This window comes from Bacillus sp. 22-7 (assembly GCF_010628845.1).
In the GTDB taxonomy this organism is placed as follows: Bacteria; Bacillota; Bacilli; order Bacillales; family Cytobacillaceae; genus Cytobacillus; species Cytobacillus firmus_B.
Genome location: NZ_NJQY01000025.1, coordinates 1 through 20,601 on the forward strand (window position 1 = coordinate 1; position 20,601 = coordinate 20,601).

General features: G+C 42.7%; 20 protein-coding genes. 4 read left to right on the forward strand and 16 right to left on the reverse strand.

Annotated elements, in window-relative coordinates; all coding sequences use genetic code 11:
* Positions 1 to 169: 169 nt before the first annotated feature.
* The 13 genes from CE058_RS17690 to CE058_RS17745 form a co-directional block, all read right to left on the reverse strand.
* On the reverse strand, positions 170 to 1,528 hold the full coding sequence (locus CE058_RS17690; protein ID WP_163144424.1) for an LVIVD repeat-containing protein: 1,359 nt from the start codon (positions 1,526 to 1,528) through the stop codon (positions 170 to 172).
* A gap of 458 nt (positions 1,529 to 1,986) precedes the next feature.
* Entirely contained in the window at positions 1,987 to 2,664 is a 678-nt protein-coding gene (locus tag CE058_RS17695; protein WP_163144426.1) for a GNAT family N-acetyltransferase, read from the reverse strand.
* A 3-nt stretch (positions 2,665 to 2,667) separates the two neighbouring features.
* A complete protein-coding gene (locus CE058_RS17700; protein WP_163144428.1) occupies positions 2,668 to 3,543 on the reverse strand; it encodes a carbon-nitrogen hydrolase family protein in 876 nt (291 codons plus the stop codon).
* Positions 3,544 to 3,745: 202 nt separating this feature from the next.
* Entirely contained in the window at positions 3,746 to 4,171 is a 426-nt protein-coding gene (locus CE058_RS17705) for a hypothetical protein (protein ID WP_163144430.1), read from the reverse strand.
* Between the two features lie 120 nt (positions 4,172 to 4,291).
* Complete coding sequence (locus tag CE058_RS25135) at positions 4,292 to 4,423, reverse strand: hypothetical protein (RefSeq protein ID WP_286168058.1); 132 nt, start codon at positions 4,421 to 4,423, stop codon at positions 4,292 to 4,294.
* 167 nt (positions 4,424 to 4,590) lie between these two features.
* Positions 4,591 to 5,970 carry an N-acetylglucosamine-specific PTS transporter subunit IIBC gene (gene nagE, locus CE058_RS17710; protein WP_163144432.1) on the reverse strand — a complete coding sequence of 460 codons (1,380 nt, stop codon included), beginning with the start codon at positions 5,968 to 5,970 and terminating at the stop codon, positions 4,591 to 4,593.
* A gap of 164 nt (positions 5,971 to 6,134) precedes the next feature.
* Entirely contained in the window at positions 6,135 to 7,394 is a 1,260-nt protein-coding gene (locus CE058_RS17715; protein ID WP_163144434.1) for an exo-beta-N-acetylmuramidase NamZ family protein, read from the reverse strand.
* A 291-nt stretch (positions 7,395 to 7,685) separates the two neighbouring features.
* The gene (locus tag CE058_RS17720) at positions 7,686 to 9,800 is read right to left on the reverse strand and encodes a glycoside hydrolase family 3 protein (protein ID WP_163144436.1); all 2,115 of its coding nucleotides are present in this window, start codon (positions 9,798 to 9,800) and stop codon (positions 7,686 to 7,688) included.
* A gap of 60 nt (positions 9,801 to 9,860) precedes the next feature.
* Positions 9,861 to 11,600, reverse strand: a complete 1,740-nt coding sequence (locus CE058_RS17725; RefSeq protein WP_163144438.1) for a serine hydrolase domain-containing protein — start codon at positions 11,598 to 11,600, stop codon at positions 9,861 to 9,863.
* Between the two features lie 226 nt (positions 11,601 to 11,826).
* The gene (locus CE058_RS17730) at positions 11,827 to 13,542 is read right to left on the reverse strand and encodes an ABC transporter ATP-binding protein (RefSeq protein ID WP_163144440.1); all 1,716 of its coding nucleotides are present in this window, start codon (positions 13,540 to 13,542) and stop codon (positions 11,827 to 11,829) included.
* Positions 13,543 to 13,689: 147 nt separating this feature from the next.
* The gene (locus CE058_RS17735) at positions 13,690 to 14,133 is read right to left on the reverse strand and encodes a threonine/serine exporter family protein (RefSeq protein ID WP_163144441.1); all 444 of its coding nucleotides are present in this window, start codon (positions 14,131 to 14,133) and stop codon (positions 13,690 to 13,692) included.
* Positions 14,134 to 14,157: 24 nt separating this feature from the next.
* A complete protein-coding gene (locus CE058_RS17740; protein ID WP_048012038.1) occupies positions 14,158 to 14,910 on the reverse strand; it encodes a threonine/serine exporter family protein in 753 nt (250 codons plus the stop codon).
* 201 nt (positions 14,911 to 15,111) lie between these two features.
* Positions 15,112 to 15,435: a MerR family transcriptional regulator gene (locus CE058_RS17745; RefSeq protein ID WP_163144443.1), complete on the reverse strand. Its 324-nt coding sequence runs from the start codon at positions 15,433 to 15,435 to the stop codon at positions 15,112 to 15,114.
* Positions 15,436 to 15,615: 180 nt separating this feature from the next.
* Here CE058_RS17745 and fbpA point away from each other — a divergent pair, with 180 nt between their 5' ends.
* The 4 genes from fbpA to CE058_RS17760 all read left to right on the forward strand — a co-directional run bounded on the left by fbpA (position 15,616) and on the right by CE058_RS17760 (position 17,594).
* A complete protein-coding gene (fbpA, locus tag CE058_RS17750; protein ID WP_163144445.1) occupies positions 15,616 to 15,780 on the forward strand; it encodes a Fur-regulated basic protein FbpA in 165 nt (54 codons plus the stop codon).
* Between the two features lie 13 nt (positions 15,781 to 15,793).
* Entirely contained in the window at positions 15,794 to 15,931 is a 138-nt protein-coding gene (locus tag CE058_RS24830) for a hypothetical protein (RefSeq protein WP_197087755.1), read from the forward strand.
* A 152-nt stretch (positions 15,932 to 16,083) separates the two neighbouring features.
* Positions 16,084 to 16,392 carry a PadR family transcriptional regulator gene (locus tag CE058_RS17755; protein WP_163144447.1) on the forward strand — a complete coding sequence of 103 codons (309 nt, stop codon included), beginning with the start codon at positions 16,084 to 16,086 and terminating at the stop codon, positions 16,390 to 16,392.
* A 5-nt stretch (positions 16,393 to 16,397) separates the two neighbouring features.
* Positions 16,398 to 17,594 (forward strand): chromate transporter, encoded by a 1,197-nt coding sequence (locus CE058_RS17760; protein ID WP_163144449.1) that lies wholly within the window; start codon positions 16,398 to 16,400, stop codon positions 17,592 to 17,594.
* Between the two features lie 41 nt (positions 17,595 to 17,635).
* Here the strand turns inward: CE058_RS17760 and CE058_RS17765 are convergent, their stop codons facing one another.
* The 3 genes from CE058_RS17765 to CE058_RS17775 are packed head-to-tail and all read right to left on the reverse strand — an operon-like array spanning position 17,636 to position 20,483.
* Positions 17,636 to 19,363, reverse strand: coding sequence for a PAS domain-containing sensor histidine kinase (locus CE058_RS17765; RefSeq protein ID WP_163144451.1), 1,728 nt, complete (start codon positions 19,361 to 19,363; stop codon positions 17,636 to 17,638).
* A 24-nt stretch (positions 19,364 to 19,387) separates the two neighbouring features.
* A complete protein-coding gene (locus CE058_RS17770) occupies positions 19,388 to 19,840 on the reverse strand; it encodes a GAF domain-containing protein (protein WP_163144453.1) in 453 nt (150 codons plus the stop codon).
* Positions 19,830 to 20,483: a response regulator gene (locus CE058_RS17775; protein WP_048011333.1), complete on the reverse strand. Its 654-nt coding sequence runs from the start codon at positions 20,481 to 20,483 to the stop codon at positions 19,830 to 19,832. Before CE058_RS17775 ends, CE058_RS17770 begins: the two co-directional genes overlap by 11 nt.
* Between the last annotated feature and the right edge of the window lie 118 nt (positions 20,484 to 20,601).

Genomic DNA, 20,601 nt, shown 5'->3' on the forward strand with positions numbered 1-20,601 from the left:
CACCCATGCCGGGCGCACATAGAAAAAACAGCTGAAATTTTCAGCTGTTTTTATCGGATTCATTTTTAACATAATGAGAACAAGTGAGATCTGAGAATCTCTTTCATTTACTTTCAGTATAAAAATCATACTTCATCACAGCATGGAGAGAACTCACGTATCTCAGTTATTAGTGGCTGCCGTTCTTCTGCAGAACTTTAAGGCCGGAACCCATATCAGATGCAAGCACATAATTGCGATCTACGAATACACCCCAAATATTAGATTTGCTTGGTATATAGACACCAATTTCCTCGGGATTAGATGGATCAGTAATGTCTACTGTCCTCACTCCGCCAGCATAATGGGAGAGGTACAATGTGTTCCCCTGGACCTTAGGATCGTGAACTGTCGCACCACCAGGAATCTTCTCAGTGAAATCCGTTCTAAAGGTACTTAGCAGCTTTGGATTCGTTTTATCTTTAATATCATAAATCATGGTGTACCCATAGGCACTCTCAAAGCCCTCTCTAGTAGGTCCGAATACCTCCCTTGTTTCAATAAGGACATTCCCGCCTTTTGCTAAATCCATTGAATGGGCAGCTCCCTGAACATCGTTGGCAAAATCAGTTCTGCCAAGGTAAACCGGATTTTTGGCATCACTGATATCAAGCATGATTGTTCCTAAATCCCAGTAGGAGAGGAAGGCTGTATTCCCGGTTCCATCTGTTTTGACGCTATGTGCGAATGCTGCCCTTTTAACTCCTTCTTCATCAGTCCAATTATACCCGTCATAATTCTCATCACTTACTTCAGGAATATAATTGCGCGGATTAAATTCATAAATGGTTTCAGGTGACGATGGTTTTGAAACGTCTACAATATTAACATCCATCTTCTCACCATGAGAGTATAGATCTGCATAGCAATTTGCAGTCAGCACATAAACATTATTCCCCTGGACTGTCAGGTAAAGTTCATGTGTTCCTCTCGCACCCGATGTATCTTCCCAGAAACCCAGCTCTTTCGGTTCCCTTGGATTTGTTACATCATATAATACAAATCCTCCCTTTGCATTAGGGTTGGTGCGGTCGACCTTTTGAACGCTGACTGCAGCTAAGTCTCCTTTGAAATGCTTTGTATTCACCGTTTTCACAATCACTTTTTCCTGCCAAGTCCCTGGAAGGTGAGCGAATGACGACACTTCTACTGGATTTGAGGGATCTTTCATATCAAATACACGGACACCACCTTCTCCGCCATTTTTTGTATGTGTGCCTACATAAGCAAAGCCTTTATGCGCATAAACATCACCCGATGAATTTTGTATCCCCTCTTTAACTTCTTTTAGAGGAACAGCAGCCACTTCTTGAAGATTACCTGTATTCTTGCTGCCTTCAAGCAAAGGAACCGCTAATTCAACACCGGCCAGACTATCGCCTTTTTCTATACCTCCGCTGAATTCGTCATGCGCAAGAGCTGTCGTGCCTCCAGCTGAGAGTACAAGCGCCCCTGCTAATGCTGTTTTAATCAGGATTTTCTTTTTCAAATTTATTCCTCCTTATTTGTGTTGCCTATGTAATCGGTACACTTTAGAATTTAAGCGTCCCGAAATACTGCAGTTTCTATATTAAAGAAAATTCAGAATTTTGAATATCTACAATTTTTCCTATTATTTCTACATAATAAGACAAATAATGCTCCCTCCTATATCACTAGATTACAAGGGATTATATATTTCTTTTGTCCCAAAAAAAACACCTCCCAATGGAAGATGCCTGCATAAATCTATTTCCTGTTCTTCAGCTTTCTTTTTACTGCCGGAACAACATACTTTTTTACTATAGTTGCACCTTGTTTTACTATAAAAGCTTTAATTATTCTTTTTACAACCATGAACGGATCCCTCATTTCGGTTTGAACATCATTATGATATCCTTTACCTTTTCAGTGTGCCCGCTAAACTTCAAATTAAAAAGCCCTTAAAAAAAAGGGCTTCTTGCCGAATTATAAACGCATATCCTTAAAAGGATTCTTCCATTCCATCAAGGCGCCATAATTAAGGGACTCTTCATCTTCTAAATAATTTTCTGCAACACAAAGAGGTGTCCTGCCGCACCTCAGCAAAAATGTAATGACCGGATCCTTCTTTTTCCCCTCGATCAGTTGCTGGAGATAGTCTTCGGCGGACAATTCATGGGCGCATTTATGATAGCCGGGCATCCGTCCTCCACCTAGCAATCGATCAAGTCCTAAGTTTATGACAGTCTGATACATAGACTGCATCAAAAGTTTGCCAAGACCTAGATTACGGAAACCAGGCCGTACACTTATATCGACAATATATAATGTATTCCCTTGAGGTTTATGATTGCGTATATAGCCGCTGTCAGTTATTTCTTCCCATGTATGCTGTGGGTGTGAAGGATCAAAATCAACAATCAGCCCGGTTAAGGACCCTGCCAATACTCCATCAGCCTCAATACAGAGTGCACCCTCCGGAAAGAGTTCTACATGATTTGCCAGCTGCTCACGATTCCACCATAAATCTGAAGGAAATGGCGGCGGAAAGCATTCTGCCTGAATGTCTATTAACTGATCGAAATCTTCTTTCGTATAATTTCTGATTACAGCCGGCAGCGGCTTATCCCCGTCAAACACAAAAAATTCGCTTCGATATGCCATATGCTATCCTTCGATATTTTCTTTTTCCCAGTCTACATACAAATCTGTTCTGCGATCCCGCCAGGTCGTAACCGAACCGCGCTCACGGACTTCATATAAAAGGCTAAGGTCAAGATCGGCAGTCACAATCATATCGTCATTCAGCTCGCCTTCCACCATAATCCCCTTAGGCGGAAATGGAATATCATTCGGTGTAATGACGGCTGCCTGCCCGAAATTGGCACGCATAAAATCGACAGTAGGCAGGGAGCCAATTGTCCCTGTAACCACAACATACACCTGATTCTCAATCGCTCTTGCATGGCTTGTATAGCGGACACGGTGGAACCCATGACGGTCGTCTGTACAGGAAGGGCAGAAAATAACATCTGCTCCCTGGGCTTTAGCCATACGGACGATTTCCGGAAACTCTATGTCATAGCAAGTCAGAATGGCTATTCTGCCTTTATCTGTATCGAATACGCGAAGGCCTTCGCCAGGTGACATATTCCACTCATGGACTTCAGTAGGCGTGATATGCAGTTTTGCCTGTTCTTCAATCCGCCCATCCGGATAAAATAAATGTGCCACATTATAAAGGCGTCCATCTCGGTTAATAACATGTGTACCGCCGATTATATGCATGTTTGTTTGTTTAGCAAAATTGGAAAATAGGTTTTTATATTGTTCAGTAAAACCAGGCAGTTCGTTAATGGTCAGACTTGTTCCCTGCTCGCTTCCTATTGATAAAAGCTGTGTGGTGAAAAACTCAGGAAATAAAACAAACTCAGACCCAAACTCCTGGGCAGTTTTAATATAATGCTCACATTGGCTGGCAAACTCTTCAAATGAACGAATGGTGTGCAGATGATACTGCACAGCGGATACACGAATTTTCAATGTACTCCCCCTCATCAGAAAAATGTATAGATGAGTATCACTCTATCTTTAAAAGATTATCAATGATTTTCCTGCAGAGCACAATACTTTTTTATCGGAATACGAAATTTTTTAATTAATACTATTCCATTTTTATGCAGTTAATTAAGCTTCCAAACCATAAAAAATAAAGCATCACTTTTGTCAGCAATGCTATATAAATCTATTTATTAAGCTTACCGAAAGCTGAAATAATGTCTATGCTTTTTTTAAAATCCTTATTTGCAGCTTTTATCACTTTTAAATACATACCCAATAGAGAATCATTCTGCTTTTGCAGGTCCGCCACTGTAATATTCATTTTATTAAGTTCGGATTTTAAAGCTTGTACTTCCCTTTTTAATCCTGCCAGTTCCTTTTCGATTTCGCCGCCAGTCTCTGCTGATTCTCCTTCTGTCGGAGCTTCGGAGATTCCCTCTGGATTTTTGCCAATCTCTTCAACCAGGCCAATAAATGACTCATCTCTTAATAATTTATTTGCAATCTTAAAGATTGAACCAAGATCTTGGCTTTTTTCCTCTTTTAGCAAGTCCTCTGCAATCTGCTTAACAGCCTGCACTTGATCTTTGTTTTGATCACTCTCTCCCAACTCAACCAGTCCTTTCCTTGTTTCTCAATTTACATTCTATGTAGTTTTTATGAGACTGAAATGGACAATCATCTATGAATCATGAAAAAATCCTGGGAACACCCAGGATTTTAACTATTATTAAACTCCGCACCTTAGAACACTGCAAATTAATGAACGCAGTCCTGGCTGTGCAGAAGGAGCCAGTAATCCTGCAAGCAGATATACCACAAGTAAAATCACTGCAAGTAAAAATTCTCCGAGTCCTAACATTCCATTTGTCCCTCCTTACAAAATAAAGGATACCCTTACGCTTTTATGGTATGTTCCAAAGTTGGACATGCATAAACAAATAACCCTGCGATTCAAAAATTGGCACTTGTCCAATCACTGCCTCTCAATAAAAAATCTGGCCCTTCATCAGAGCCAGATTGCCAATTTTATAGTTTCTTCTTCATTTCATTTGAAAGGAATTCTACATCGGTTCCCACAATGACCTGCAAACTGGTTTTGCTGAGTTTGATGACTCCTTTTGCTCCCAGCTGTTTTAATCCCCCTTCATCGACAAGAGACATATCTTTTACCCTTAAACGAAGGCGGGTTACACAATTATCGATTTCTTCAAGGTTTTCTCTACCGCCCAATGCCTCCAGATAAGCAACTGCTGCTTCAGCATAATTGCCCCTTAGAGAGGAATTTCCTTCAAATTCACCTTCAACCTCATCTTCCCTTCCAGGTGTTTTCAAATCCAGTTTCTTTATCAGGAAATAGAAAACCGCAAAATACAGCAGGGCATATAGGAGACCTATCCCAGCAAGCAGAACCGGCTTCTGGGCAATACCGAAGTTAAGAATATAATCGAGGGCGCCTGCTGAGAAACCGAAACCATGATGAATATCCAGGACATAGGTAATGGACATAGCCAGGCCTGTCAAAGCAGCATGAATTAAATATAGAACCGGCGATAAGAACATAAACAGGAATTCAATCGGCTCTGTAATACCGGTCAGGAAGGAAGTAAATGCGAGTCCGGCCATCGCTCCTGCCACTGCTTTCCTTCTTTCCTTCTTAGCAGCCGCAACCATGGCCAGTGCTGCACCAGGAAGCCCAAACATCATAATAGGAAAAAATCCTGTCATAAAGATTCCAGCTGAGGGATCCTTTGCAAGGAAGCGCCATAAATCTCCTTTGATGACATCCCCTGCTGCATTGGTAAACTCGCCAAATTCAAACCAGACAAGTGTGTTCAGTATATGATGGAGACCAACCGGAATTAATAGACGGTTCAGGAATCCGAAGACCCCAACACCCGCTGCACCTGCACCGATTATCCAATCGCCGACACTGTTAATGCCTGCCTGTACCGGCGGCCACACATACCCGAACAAAAAGGCAATGACTATCATAACGAGTGAAGTGATGATCGGCACAAACCGTTTTCCCCCAAAGAAACCAAGCCATTCCGGCAGCTTAATATCATGATATTTATTGTATAATAGCCCTGCAATAATACCGGAAATGATTCCGCCAAAAACCCCCATATTGACCGTTTCGTTTATGGCAGCGGCACCTTCAGTCAGTACAAAATAACCCACCGCTCCAGCAAGGGCAGCTGCCCCGCTGCCATCCTTAGAAAAACCGATGGCAATTCCAATGGCAAACAAGAGAGCCAAATGTCCGAATACAGCATTCCCAGCTGCAGATATAAATGGAATCCCTAAAAGGTCATCCTGTCCCAGCCTCAGCAAAAGTGCAGCAGCAGGCATAACTGCAATCGGCAGCATTAAAGACTTACCAATCTTCTGTAAAAACCCCAGCATTTTCACACACCTCTTTCTCCATGGATTATTACATAATATGAACAGGCTTTATAATTCAGTACCAGGGACCATCAGTGCTGCGCTGACCCGCAAAAAAAGAACCTGGAGCATAATGCCGCCAGGTTCTTTCCTGCAAATTTAATAGAGTAAATATTCTTCCAAATTTAATAGAGTAAATATTCTTCGCGTGTCTTTTTGAATTGTTTTAATTCCTTTTCCCATTTGGAGGAGATTTCTTCAACAGTTTTTCCTTCCTCAATGGCTTCACGTACCCAGCCATTGCCCATCAGGTTGTCAAAGAATGAAATTCCAGCACTGTTCTCTGCACGGAATTCGAAGTCTTCCGGATACATATCATGGATCGCCTTCACAATGTGAAGTCCGGTCTCGACAGGCTTGAATGCATCGCGATGTGTAACATGTATCTGAATCCCGTGGGAAAGCTGTCCTGCATGCTTGGAGAAGCTTGGTGTAAATGAAGCAGCTCTAAAAGTTACCCCGGGAAGATTTAGACCGTTCAAATGTCCAGCGAAATCATCAGCGTTGATAAATGGAGCACCAATCAGTTCAAACGGCTTTGTTGTGCCGCGCCCCTCAGAAACATTCGTTCCTTCAATCAATGCCGCTCCCGGATATACTAACGCTGTTTCGAGTGTTGGCATATTAGGAGAAGGCATGACAAACGGAAGTTTGGTGTCATCGTAATACATATTGCGCTTCCATCCATTCATCTTAACAACAGTTAAGTCTGCACCTATTTCAAACTCTTCATTAAACAATTCGGCGAGTTCACCTACAGTCATGCCATGGCGAAGCGGAATCGGGTAATTCCCCACAAAGGAGGAATACTCCATATCAAGCACCGGTCCTTCAACCTTTGTGCCACCTTGAGGATTAGGCCTGTCCAGCACGATGAAAGGGATATTGTTTTCTTTTGCTGCTTCCATTGCATAAGCCATTGTGTAAATGTACGTGTAAAAACGTGTTCCGACATCCTGGATATCAAACAGAAGCACGTCAATATTTTCAAGCATTTCAGGGGTTGGCTTTTTGGTTTTTCCATATAAGCTGTAAACAGGAAGCCCTGTCTTTTCATCGATATAATACTCAACATATTCTCCCGCTTGCGCACTCCCGCGGACTCCATGCTCCGGACCATATAACGCAGTTAACTCCACGTCCGGATCATTATGCAGAATATCAACAATGCTGTTTAAATTCGAGTCGATCCCAGTCGGGTTTGTAATTAAGCCAACTTTTTTTCCTTCTATGAGGTCCTTCTTTTCATCTAAAAGGACTTCAACACCAAGCTCGAATTTCTTTTTCTTGCCTTTTCCTTTGCCATTGCCGTTATCTGCTAGCACAACAGTTAAAGAAGAGAGTACGAGAATCATTGTCAAAAAACCCATAAACCATTTCTTCATTATTTTTCCCCTCCCTGTTTAAGGATGAGATACATACAAGAACCAGATCTGCATGTATCCTTCCTTTTTAAAGGCACTTTTCCCAAAGATTGTTGTTTTTTGTTTTGAATTCAGCCCGTTGATTTCCGCTCCAGGCACTTGCTTTCCGCGGGGAGGAATGCGAGCCTCCTCGGCTTCGCCTGCGGGGTCTCACACTTCCCTCTCTTCCCGCAGGAGTCAAGTGCCCTCCGCTCCAATCAACTCAGCAAATTAAATATAAGAAAACAGCCTTTTAAAAATTTCAGTTTTTTCTTAATAGCTCAATCCATGCCCAAATTCATATAGTACAGTGCCATCTGTACCCGGAATTGTTACAGGCAATTTTCCTGAAGGATTAATCTGGCCAAAGATAACACCTGCTGCTGCATCAAAGCTCGCCGTTCTGAAGCCATATTGTGCAATGTAAGCATCAACTTCCGGATAGGCCATGATGTCATACGGGTTACGGATGCCAACCGAAATAACTGGAGCTTCTGATTCAGCAATGATGGAATTAACCATCTTCATCTGGGCGCTATCTGGTGATCGTCCTGATACATTAAACGTATAGGAGCCCACAATAACCGCACTGGCATTCCTGATTTGTTCCTTCTGCTCTTCCGTTAATACATAGCTTGAGGTCTGGATGACCGTTGTGTTTGCATGAAACTTGCTGATTGCGTTCTTTAAGTCTGTAATATACGTATTACCGACAACGACAATCTTATCCTCAGGAGATACTTGTAATGGCAGTGCATCTCCTTCATTTTTCACCAATGTGATAGAACGTTCTGCTGCTTCTTTTTCTATTTGTTTATGTTCTTCTGATCCAACTACGTTAAGAGCGTTTGCAATTTTTTCATCAATCGGCTGCGGTGTCTCTTCTTTCACAATTCCCCGCTTTATTTTCAGTGTTAAAATCCGCTCAACTGATGATTCAATGCGTTTTTCCGAGATTTCTCCATTCTCCACAGCAGTCAATAGCCCATCTGCAACTTCTTGAAGGCCAACAGGCATTAACACAATATCAGTTCCAGCTTTGACAGCACGAACGGCTGCGTCAACTGGTCCAAAATGTTCAGCGATGGCATTCATATTCATTGCATCTGTTGTAATGACCCCTTCATATCCCATTTCTTCACGCATAAGTTCTGTCAGCACTTTATGGGAAAGAGTGGCCGGGACGGCGATTTCTTCACCTGTTTTTTTCGAAATTGCTTTCGTGTCATCAATCTTAGGGAAGGTAACATGGGCAGTCATGATGGCATCCACTCCTGCCTCCATTCCCTTTTGGAAAGGATACAATTCAACTTCCTTTAGACGTTCTTTATCATGAGGCACTTCAGGCAATCCAAGATGTGAGTCTACTGCTGTATCTCCATGTCCGGGAAAATGCTTTGCAGTAGTAGCAACACCTGCTGATTGCAATCCTTCAGTATAAGCAACACCCAAGTCAGCAACAAGCTGCGGGTCCTCCCCAAATGAACGAACGCCAATTACAGGATTGTCGGGATTATTATTTACATCCATGACAGGTGCAAAGTTCATATTAATACCGAGTGATGAAAGCTCCTCCCCAATCGCCTTTCCGACCTTGCGGGAAATTTCTTCAGAACGGGCAGCCCCTAACGCCATATTGCCAGGCATGTCAGTTCCTGATTGAAGACGTGTAACAATTCCGCCTTCCTGGTCAATCGTCATCAATAAGCCGAATTTATCGGCAGCTTTCTGATAATCTGAAACCAATGTGGCAGTCTGTGCGGTTGTCACCACATTTTCACGGAATAATATTACCCCGCCAAGATGATAATCTTTTACCAGCTTTTCTATTTCCGGCAGCATTTTAGTGACATTTTGTCCCTCCCAGGTGCGGAAATCCGGCATCAGCATCTGGCCTACCTTCTCTTCAATTGACATATTTTTCACTGCCCGGCTGATGAGGTCATACCGTTTCCCATGCTCTTTTATAATTTTCACTTTAAAAGCAGGCTTGCCTTTGCTGCCCTTTTTATGGTCAGGTTTTATTTGAAGTCCGATACGGTCCTTATATACTCCGTCTGTTACACTGATAAAGGTTTTTCCCGGCTTCCCTCTCAAAGTAATATTCCCTGACTGATCAACTGCTGCAGCAGTTTTATTGCTGGAATTCCATTTCAGCCCTTCAGATACTCTCATGAAATGCCCTTCTTTATATACATGAAGCGCTTTTAATTGGAATGCCTCTCCACTGATTTCCGTACTGGCCTGGGGTACATTCTCCAGGAGTATTAAATCCTTTACTGTACTTTCTGCCGCTGCGTTTTTCAAGGATCCTCCCATCCATAATTGCGAAACGGCAAGTGTAATTGTGAGAAGGAAAATAAGCATAACTTTGCTGACTTTACCCATTTCTTCCACCGTCCTTACTGCTTTTTCATATGAGCTTACTTTTTACTAAAAAATCGAATACTAGTAATTTCTTTTTTCCCAACCGTTTCCTGAGAGGGCAGGCGTCACTTTTTGTCCATCTGAAAGCTGGAGTTTTACATTATCAACATACCAGCCTCTGCCGTTTACTGTACTATCTGTCACGTAACGGAATCGGATGTGGGAAGTTCCTGCCGGAATCGTCAGCTTTTCCTTTTTCCACTCGATGCTGCTGCCTGTATATGGCTGTGCTGCCTGTTTCCAATTAACGCCATCTTCTGAGAACTCAACCAAACCCATATCTGCATTTGTTTCAGTTCTGTACCAGGTATCGAACGACAGGACCGCCTCTTCTTTTAGATCCACTTTAGCGGTTAACTCATGCTGAACTTTATCTCCATATCCTGAGAACCACGCCGGCTCTTTTCCCGGAATAGCTACAGGAATTGAATCCGCCACCTGTCTTGCAAATGCACGCCTTGCAATATTCGTTGTAACCGTATTTCTTGAAGGATGCACACGGTTTGTTAAGAGAATTGCAATCGTGCCATTATTTCGGTTTATGACAATGGATGTTCCAGTGTACCCTGTATGCCCAAGCGAAGTCCCCTCTGATAAGGCATCCATGAACCATCCCTGGCCAAGCTCCCAGCCCAGGCCATGATCATCACCTGGAAATTGAGGGATTTGATTTTGAATCAGCATTTTCACCGTCTCTTCTTTTAATATCCGCTTGCCGCCATACCGCCCGTCATTTACATACATATGGGCAAACTTGGCAAGATCGGAGGCAGTGGAAAAGACACCCGCATGTCCGGCAACTCCATCAAGCGACCAGGCATTTTCATCGTGAACCTCTCCCCACACAAGCCCCCTGTTGATAGCAGGCTGATATTCCGTGGCTGCAATCCTATGCTTCAAAGATTCTGGCGGATTATACATCGTATCCTTCATACCGAGGGGTTTGGTTATGCGTTTTTCCACAAACTCATCCAGGCTTTGTCCTGAAAGGCGTTCGATTATTGCACCGAGCGTAATCATATTCAAATCGCTGTATGTATACGCTTCGCCCGGCTCATTGGCCAATGGATGTTTAAAAACGATTTGCATCCGTTCCTCTCTGCTGCTCCCTTGCGAATATAACGGAATCCATGCAGTAAAGCCTGAAGTATGTGTCATCAGCTGGCGTATCGTTACATTTTCCTTTCCGTTTTCGGCAAACTCGGGAATATATTCAGCAACAGGATCATCCAGCTGAAAGCGTCCTTCATCATACAATATCATTGCGGCAGTTGTGGTAAAGATTTTACTGATTGAAGCCAGATCAAAGATGGTATTTTCGGTCATTTCAATCGGGTTCTGAGCTTCAGTAAATTTATCATCCGTGTAGCGGTAGGAATATCCATATGCATCATGCTTGACGATATGGCCTCGCCTTGCCACAAAAGTGACAGCACCCGGCATGACGCCTTCTGAAATCATCTCCTCCATTAATGGATCGATTTCATCCAGCGGCTGCTGAACCATCCCAGCTCCCGCTGCAGAACCAGGATGAAGAATAGGAGAAATCGGCCCAGGACGATCCCACGAAAAAATAGGGTGAAATTTGTGTTTCACATCTTTATTGTTTTTCATTTCCATCGTTGGCTTAACTCCTTCAGAGCTTTGCGCAGATGCAGGATTTGCTGCCGGAATAAAGAGTGATGTGCTAAGTGCGGCAGATAGCGCAACAAGCATGGTTTTATTTTTCATAGTGCCTCCTTTATTTTTATGAATTTTCATCAGCCTTTAACCTCCTCTTCTTAATGAAAGGGTTTACATATTGTAAGATTAATAGAGTTAGAGTATAGTTGTCTATACCACATAAGTCCTGTTCTAGTTAATAACTTCCAAATAATACAGAAAAACCAATAGTACTTTTTGACTATTCTGAAAATTAATCTTAATTTATTACATAATTTTTAAATTTCGAAGTAATAAAAGAAAGCAGAATCCAGATGGATTCTGCTTATCTTTGAAACTGTACATTATGAAGACCTGCAAAGATTCCGTTCTTTTCGATCAGTTCATCATGTGTGCCTTCTTCAGCAATGCCGTCTTCTGTGACAACGACTACCCTGTCCGCATTGCGGATGGTTGCAAGCCTGTGGGCAATGACCAGTGTGGTGCGGTTTACGGCAAGCTCGTTCAATGCCGTTTGAATAATTTGTTCGGTTTCAGTATCCAACGCCGAGGTTGCTTCATCCAGGATTAAGATTGGCGGATTTTTAAGGAACATTCTCGCAATGGCGATTCGTTGTTTTTGTCCGCCTGACAGTTTTAATCCCCGTTCCCCAATTTGTGTTTCCCAGCCATCCGGTAGAGATGCAATGAAGTCCTGCAGGTGTGCTTTTTTAGCCGCGCCCGCAATCTGCTCATCTGTAGCACCAAGCATTCCGTAAGCTATATTCTCCTTCAGGGTACCGGTAAACAGGAAGACATCCTGCTGGACAATGCCAATATGCGATCTCAGTGATTTTTTCGTCATGTCTCTGATATCCATGCCATCGATCTTAATACTTCCGCCATTCACATCATAAAAGCGTGGAATCAAAGAACAAATCGTTGTCTTTCCGGCTCCAGAAGGTCCTACAAAAGCAACTGTTTCACCTGCATTTATTTGAAGATCAATTCCTTCAAGCACCGATTTATGCTCATCATAACTGAAAGATACATCCTGAAAACGGATATCACCCCTTAAGGATTCAACCTCTAAGGCATCTTTCGTATCCTCAATTTCCGGTTCAGTATCAATGATTTCTAAAAACCGCTTGAAACCAGCCATTCCCTTTGGATACAGTTCCATCAGGGCGCTGATTTTATCAATCGGCTTTAATAGCACATTCACATAGAGCACAAATCCAACCAATTCACCGTATGAAAGCTGCCCGCTGAAGCTCAGCCAGGAACCGTATACAAGAACAATCAGCGTAACTAATCTGGTCAGCATGTAGACTCCGGATGCACTGAAGCTCATAATCTTGTAAGCTGCAAGCTTGGCAAGACGGAATCTTCCATTGTTTTCCTTAAACCTTTCAATCTCATAGCTTTCATTTGTAAAAGACTGAACCACACGAACACCAGATACACTATCCTCTACCTGTGCGTTGACATCGGCAATTTCACCGTACATTCTTTTCCATGCTTTGTTCATTTTAATATTGCAGAACGTAATCAGCCATACAAGAAACGGAAGAACAAATATGGTTACAAGAGCCAGCTTGACATTAATCGTCAGCATAATCCAGAATGCACCCACAAACGTCATGACCGCTATAAATAAATCCTCCGGTCCATGATGGGCAAGCTCTCCGATATCCATAAGGTCGTTTGTCACCCGGCTCATGATATGCCCTGTTTTGGTATTATCGAAAAAGCGGAAAGACTGCCTTTGCACATGCTGAAAAAGCTGCTGCCGCATATCTGTTTCGATGTTGATGCCAAGCTTGTGGCCCCAATAGTTAACCACAAACTGAAGAAGTGTGCTCGTCACATAAAGAGCAAGCAGGCCGGCACTGACAGAAACAATCATGGACCAATTCCCGCTTGGAAGCAGGCTGTCGATAAACCACTGAACCGCAAGCGGAAAGCCCAATTCAAGGAGTGCAACGAATACTGCTGAACTAAAATCAAGAATGAACAAGCGCTTATGCGGCTTATAGTAGCTAAAAAACCGTGGGATCATTTTATTCTCCTTTTTCTGAAAAAATCAAATATATTTGATTATAAATTCACCTGGAATAGATTACAAGAAAAACCCGTTCCTTTTATTTCCTGAACGAGTCTTGGGTGTACCGCTTTATAAGGATGGTGTTAAAGCATAAGCTGAAATTCAAGTCCTTGATTTGAACTGAACTTTGCGGATCATTTGATTGATTACTTCTGAAATGACAAGTCCTACTGCGATGGCTCCGGAAATCATGAATGCTTTTGCAGCGAGCTGAATGGCCATATTGTAATCATTTTCAACAAAATTCCGCATCGCATCATAAGCAATCCCACCCGGGACCAGTGGAATGATGCCGGCAACACTAAAAATAATAATAGGTGTTTTATACATTTTGGCAAAAATCTGGCTGATCACGGCGATCGTAAAAGCAGCAATTAATGAAGAAATGACTGCATCATACTGCCAATTGACAAGCCAAATATAAACGAACCAGCCGACCATCCCGACAAAGCCGCATTTCAGCAGCGATTTTTTCGGGGCATTGAAAAGCACTCCGAACCCTGCTGATGCAATAAAGCTTGTAATCATATGAGTCAACATAAACATAGGCATATTCCTCCGCTATTGCATTTAAAAAGTGAAGACCAGAGCAATCCCGGCACCAATGGCAAAAGCTGTCAAAAATGCTTCAGCGCCTTTTGACAGTCCGGAAACAAGGTGCCCGGCCATTAAATCCCTGACTGCATTTGTTATCAATAGCCCCGGAACGAGCGGCATGACTGACCCGATGATGATTTTATCAAGCTCTGTGCCCACTCCTGAGTACACAAAGAAATAGGCGATAAGGCCAATTAATAATGAAGCAATAAATTCAGAGAAAAATTTGATCTGGACAACTCTATGTACGTATAAAAATGATACAAACCCAAGACCGCCTGCAATCATGGCTGGAATAAAATCAGTCCAGCTTCCAAGGAACATAATTAAAAAACAGCCGCTTGCAATTGAGGCTGCAAGAATCTGCTGATATACAGGGAAGGTATAGTCGGCACTTTCAATTTCCTTCAGCCTTGCCAATGCTTCCTTTCCATCCAGTTCACCGCTGCTGATCCTGCGCGAAACTCCGTTCACCAATGTCACTTTGTACAAATCCGTTGAACGTTCTGAGATCCGAATCAGCTTTGCCGGTTCAGTTCCATCTGTTGAAAATATGATACCGGTTGGCGTTACATAGCTATGTGAGTGCGGTATGCCCAGGGAAGCAGCAATCCTTGTCATGGTGTCTTCGACCCGATACGTTTCTGCCCCGCCCTGGAGCATGATTTTCCCCGCAAGCAAGCATATCTCAATTACTTCTATTGTTGGCGGGTATTCTTTCCCCATTATTCCACCTGCTTTATAAAACTAAAATTGAAAACTCTCTTATATAGGGTTACATCTTAACGGAAATGGTAAACGAAAGAAAGACCTTTTGTCTAATATTTAATATAAAAATGTTCGCTAAGATCGGAGCATACCTTATAAGCCTGAATAGAAATTGAATAAAAAAAGCGATTATTGCCTGCAGAATAATCACTTTCTCATTTATTTCTTCGGTATCCCAAACTGCGCATTAATCTGACCCTGAATCATTTTTGCCCGTGATGCTTTATCGTCTTTTTTCTTTTTTCGCTTCAATTCAGAGCGGATTTCTTCTGTTCGGACTCCCTCCTCCCTTTTGTTGGCTATGTCAATGAGCGTCTCCACATCGAGAAAAGAATATCTTCTGCTCCCTCTTTCTGACCTTTCAGGGAATACCAATTTCCTCTCTTCGTAGTAACGAATCTGCCGTTCACTAAGTCCTGTCAGCTCGCTGACCGTCCCAATCGAAATGACTTTTCTGGTTTTGTAAGATGTTTCTCTATCCAATCACATCACCTCTATATACTAATTTCTTTCATTATACTAATTTTTCAATCTTTATCACCTGCACTGTCAGAAAATCTAACAAAATAGCAAAAACCATGTCAGAAAAATTAACATAACAACTGAATTAGAGCTGCAATTATTTTAGAATAAACAAAAACTCAAAGAAAAGAGGAGACAGTAATGCAATATTTACGGAAAGCCATTGAGAAAAAACGCCAATATCTAATTGATCTGCTGGTCAAATCAGGGAGCGAATATCAGCATTCTGAACCTGCTTTACAAAAGCTGACCCTAACGGAACTTGAGGATATATTTAAAAAAAGCAGCAATTCATTCCGTTATTAATCAGGGGGCCATTATGGAATCAAAAAATACAATAGATCTGGCGAGAAGGATTATTGAACTCGATATACTGCGTGATCAGCTGTGGGAAAAGTTAACGGCAGAAGCCGGTTATCAGGCTTATGAAATTCTAAGAAATGAACAGAATAGCTGATAATGGAACGCTTTAAAGAGCGTTCTTTTTTATGCCTATGTTAAAGTTTTGTAAATTTTAGATACTCCCCTTTTCCTGTCACCTTTATTTTGGTATCATCCAATTATCGAAATCCGATATCGATTTTCGAAATTAACAAGGGAGGCTTTTGCTTGGAAGATAAAATACTGCGAAAACTTTTTCTGGGGTTTATTCAAATCCATATTCTTCATCATGCAAAGGAGCACCCTGTCTTCGGCGCATGGATGGCTGACGAACTGAGAGAGCATGGATACAGCATCAGTTCCGGAACATTGTATCCGATCCTGCATTCAATGGAGTCAGACGGGCTCCTTCAACAGGAAAAGAAAAATGTCGATGGCAGAATCAGAAAGTATTATACCGCAACTGAAAAAGGGATTATGGTTCTGGAAGAAGCGAGAAAAAAAGCTTATGAGCTTTTTAAAGAAATTAAAGATTAAAGGAGATGCATATGAAAAAAAACAAAACTGGCCTTAAAACTTTACTGGAAATATTAATGGTTTCAACAAGGCTTGGACTAACCTCTTTCGGGGGACCTGTAGCTCATCTCGGCTATTTCCACGATGAGTATGTCCGCAGAAGAAAATGGATGGATGAGAAAAGCTACGCAGACTTAGTTGCACTTTGTCAGTTCCTTCCCGGTCCTGCAAGCAGCCAGGTTGGAATTGGCATTGGTGTCATGAGGGCTGGAGCAGCCGGCGGCATAATGGCTTTCCTTGGTTTCACCTTGCCATCGGTCATCGCTCTGATCATTTTCGCCATTCTTCTTCAAGGCATTAATCCGGCAGAAGCCGGCTGGATTCACGGCCTTAAAATTGTCGCGGTGGCCGTAGTGGCTCACGCTGTCCTGGGAATGGCACAAAAGCTTGTACCTGACCTTCCCCGAAAAACGCTGGCACTGCTTGCAATTATTGCAACACTTTTATGGCAGACAGCCATTACGCAGGTTGCGGTCATCCTTGTCTCTGGTTTTATCGGATTTTTAATCTATAAAAAGCATGCAGATAACGATAATGCACCGATGGAGTTCCCAATCTCCAAAGGCTTTGCCATTGGCTGTTTAGTGTTGTTTTTTAGCCTTTTAATAGGGCTACCTATTTTAAGGGAGCTAACCGCAGTGGAGTGGGTTGCTTTATTTGACAGCTTTTATCGTTCAGGATCTCTGGTTTTCGGCGGCGGTCATGTTGTCCTTCCTTTGCTGGAACGAGAATTCGTCCCAACAGGCTGGCTAAGTGAAGAAGCCTTTCTGGCAGGATACGGTGCAGCTCAGGCAGTACCGGGGCCGTTATTTACTTTCGCTGCATATCTTGGAGCAGTGATGAACGGCTGGCAGGGCGGTTTGCTTGCAACGGCTGCAATCTTCCTGCCTGCTTTTCTGCTGATCTTAGGAACACTCCCATTTTGGGACACACTTCGCCGCAACCCTAACATCAAGGGCGCATTAATGGGTGTGAATGCGGCAGTTGTCGGCATTTTAATCTCTGCCTTTTATCATCCCATATGGACCAGCAGCATCCTGGAGCCGGCGGATTTTGCCTTTGCCGCAGTATTATTCAGCATGCTTGTTTATTGGAAACTGCCGCCTTGGATCATTGTTGTGACAGGAGCAATCGGCGGAACTTTATTAGGATATGTAATTTAGAAACGCATCAAGAAAAGCTGCCAAAACTCGGCAGCTTTTTTCTATAACGGAATTTCAAGTATAATTTTTGTGCCTTTATTTTCTTCTGAATAAACATTTATGGAACCGCCTGCAGCTTTTGCCCGCTCTTCCATGCTAAAAAGGCCGACTCCTCTTGAAACTTCATTAACATTGAACCCTCTGCCTTTATCTTCAATGACAATGCGGATTTCTGTTTCCATTTGCCTGATTGTAACTGCTGCTTCATCTGTCTCAGCATATTTTCTTATATTTGTCAGTGCTTCCTGAATGATTCTATAGATGGTGATTTCTTTATTTGAACTAAGGCGGGAAGCCAGGTAACAATCAAAATGGACATTGATATTATGATGTTCTGAAAAACGGACCAGGTAGGATCGGATCGCAGGAATCAGACCCAGGTCATCAAGCACTGAGGGACGAAGCTCCCATGAAAGATCCCGCAGCTCTTCAATGATTTCAGTAGCCTCATCCTGCATTTGATCAAGCAGCGGATGGCTTATTTCAGCCTGAAGCCTATTAATGGTAATCAGATGGCTGTACAAATTTTGTCCTATTCCGTCGTGAAGTTCCCGTGACAGCCTTTTCCGCTCATCCTCTTGAACATCTATTATTCTTGTCATCATTTTCTGCAGCTCTTCTTCTGCATTTTTTCGCTGTGTGACTTCATGTCGAATAGCAAGGTGCTGATAGGGTTTCCCTTTTTCATTAAGGAATGGGACGATCGTGGTATCCACCCAATAATAAGTTCCATCCTTAGCTCTGTTCTTGATCTCGCCTTTCCATACCCTCCCGGAAGTAATGGTCCTCCATAAATCTCTGAAAAAATCTCTGGAATGGTACCCTGAGTTTATAATTCTATGATCCTGTCCCAGCAATTCTTCCCTTGAATATTTTGAGATGCTGCAGAATTGATCATTCACATACGTAATCGTGCCTTTCTGATCTGTAATGGCCACAATGGATGAAGAATCCAGGGCAAACTTTAAATCAATCAGCTCGTTTACGGAATTTTTCAGCTCCTCGACAACACGCTTATATTCAGTTATTTCCTTCCGGATGGCCAGGTATTTATACGGCTTCCCTTTTTCATCAATAAAAGGAACGATCGTAGTATCTACCCAATAATAAGTACCGTCTTTGGCTTTGTTTTTAATTTCTCCGCGCCAGACTTCCCCGCTCGAAATAGTAGTCCAAAGATTTTCCATAAAATCTTTGGAATGGTATGAGGAGTTTATAATTCTATGGTCCTTGCCTATCAGCTCTTCTGCCGAATATTTCGATACCTCACAGAACTTTTCATTCACATAGGTGATTTTCCCTTTTCTGTCTGTAAAGGCGACAATGGTTGATTCATCCAGGGCAAATTGCAGGTCAACTAATTCCTTTAACGGATATGACTGCTGCTTTTTTAAGCGGGAACGGTCTTTGACTGAGTGAAAAATGATTAGATAAAAGCTTTCTTCTGCCAGCTTGAAAGAATTAATTCTGTAAAAAATGGAAAATATGCCACCATTACGGTGCTGTCCATACTGGTGAACCACTTTGCCCTCTTCTGTTTCAAGCAGAGTGATCTCAGGAAGCAATTCCTCCAGGCTCTTCCCCTGCAGCTCCTGTTCGCTATATCCAAATTGCTCTTGTGCCTGCCCGTTCGCATAAGAGATGTTCCCAAATCTATTTACAAGAATCGTTGCATCACTGGAATCAGGAGCAATCTCTCTCTTATTCGCCAGCTGATTATTCCTGTCCATTTACGTTCCTCCAGTTGCATTATTTTAACCATTCAGCTTTTTTTCAAGTGTCCTGGCTGCATCCCTTGCTGTACTTTGCCTGTTCTCATTTATTGGCTGTCCCGACCGGTTCCCGATCAAGAGGACCCCCTTGGGGATTCCTTTAAAATGAATGGGAACAGCATATGCATGTTTCAGGCCTTCAGCAAGCATAATCGGGTATTCCAATGCTTTCCCGGCAATATTTTCGGGAAAGTTGTCCACATACATCGGCCTTCCGGTTGAAATCACTTTCCCTGCGATGCCTTTGCCGTACCTTACTGTTATCCGCTTATATTTCTCGTTGCTGTTTCCTGCGGCATAATGCCATTTTACATCCGGGCCATCCGTATTCTGCAGTGCCAATCCAACAAAATCACATTCAAGCTCAGTCAGCACCTTCTCACAAGCCTGATCGATTTGGACGCTTTCTCTGGGACTGCACCCCTTATATTCCATAGCCAAGCAGCCCTTTCTTTAAGGCGTAAGAAACGAGCTCCGGCCTGGTTTTCATCTGAAGCTTTTCCATTAAATTACCTTTATGTGTTTCAACTGTCTTGACACTGATCACAAGCTGTTCAGCAATTTCCTTATTGGAAAACCCTTTGGCTATTAATGTAAGAACTTCTTTCTCCCTGTCGGAAAGAAGGTTGAATGTATCGGTGTTCCCCTGCTTCACACTTCCGATATATTCTTCCATCAGCCTTTTGGTTGCAGAAGGATGCAAATACGCATTCCCGCTTGCAACAGACCGGATTGCTGCGAGCAGTTCATCATGGGGTGCACTCTTTAAAATACACCCGGAAGCGCCCGCTTGAATTGCCCTGAATAAGTACTCTTCATCATCATGCATGGTCAAAATAAGGATTGCTATTTCAGGCATTAATTTTTTTAATTCTGAGGTTGCTGACATGCCATCTTTCCCATGGGGCATGCTTAAATCCATGACAACCACATCAGGCTTTAATTCCAGTGCCTGCTGAATCCCCTCATTGCCTTCAGAAGCTTCACCAACCACCTGCATGTCATCATGGTTATTTAAAAGCATTTTCAAACCCATCCTGACCACCGCGTGGTCGTCGCAAAGTAAAATATTGATCAAGCCCGCTCCCCCTTAGCATTTGTCCGTATATAAAGTGAAACTTCAATCAGTGGGGGGCTTTATCCCCCACTGATTGTTAGTTGAGGCCCACGGAAAGTGGGTCACAAAGACGTTGCCA

Coding starts and splice junctions, on each gene's coding strand:
- CE058_RS17770 (WP_163144453.1), bottom strand. CDS start 19,840: ATGGAATATAAGGGGTGCAGTCCCAGAGAAAGCGTCCAAATCGATCAG.
- CE058_RS17695 (WP_163144426.1), bottom strand. CDS start 2,664: ATGGCATATCGAAGCGAATTTTTTGTGTTTGACGGGGATAAGCCGCTG.
- CE058_RS25135 (WP_286168058.1), bottom strand. CDS start 4,423: ATGTTAGGACTCGGAGAATTTTTACTTGCAGTGATTTTACTTGTGGTA.
- CE058_RS17730 (WP_163144440.1), bottom strand. CDS start 13,542: ATGATCCCACGGTTTTTTAGCTACTATAAGCCGCATAAGCGCTTGTTC.
- CE058_RS17740 (WP_048012038.1), bottom strand. CDS start 14,910: ATGGGGAAAGAATACCCGCCAACAATAGAAGTAATTGAGATATGCTTG.
- CE058_RS17735 (WP_163144441.1), bottom strand. CDS start 14,133: ATGTTTATGTTGACTCATATGATTACAAGCTTTATTGCATCAGCAGGG.
- CE058_RS17765 (WP_163144451.1), bottom strand. CDS start 19,363: ATGGACAGGAATAATCAGCTGGCGAATAAGAGAGAGATTGCTCCTGAT.
- CE058_RS17725 (WP_163144438.1), bottom strand. CDS start 11,600: ATGAAAATTCATAAAAATAAAGGAGGCACTATGAAAAATAAAACCATG.
- nagE (WP_163144432.1), bottom strand. CDS start 5,970: ATGCTGGGGTTTTTACAGAAGATTGGTAAGTCTTTAATGCTGCCGATT.
- fbpA (WP_163144445.1), top strand. CDS start 15,616: ATGCAATATTTACGGAAAGCCATTGAGAAAAAACGCCAATATCTAATT.
- CE058_RS17760 (WP_163144449.1), top strand. CDS start 16,398: ATGCATATGAAAAAAAACAAAACTGGCCTTAAAACTTTACTGGAAATA.
- CE058_RS24830 (WP_197087755.1), top strand. CDS start 15,794: ATGGAATCAAAAAATACAATAGATCTGGCGAGAAGGATTATTGAACTC.
- CE058_RS17715 (WP_163144434.1), bottom strand. CDS start 7,394: ATGAAGAAATGGTTTATGGGTTTTTTGACAATGATTCTCGTACTCTCT.
- CE058_RS17720 (WP_163144436.1), bottom strand. CDS start 9,800: ATGGGTAAAGTCAGCAAAGTTATGCTTATTTTCCTTCTCACAATTACA.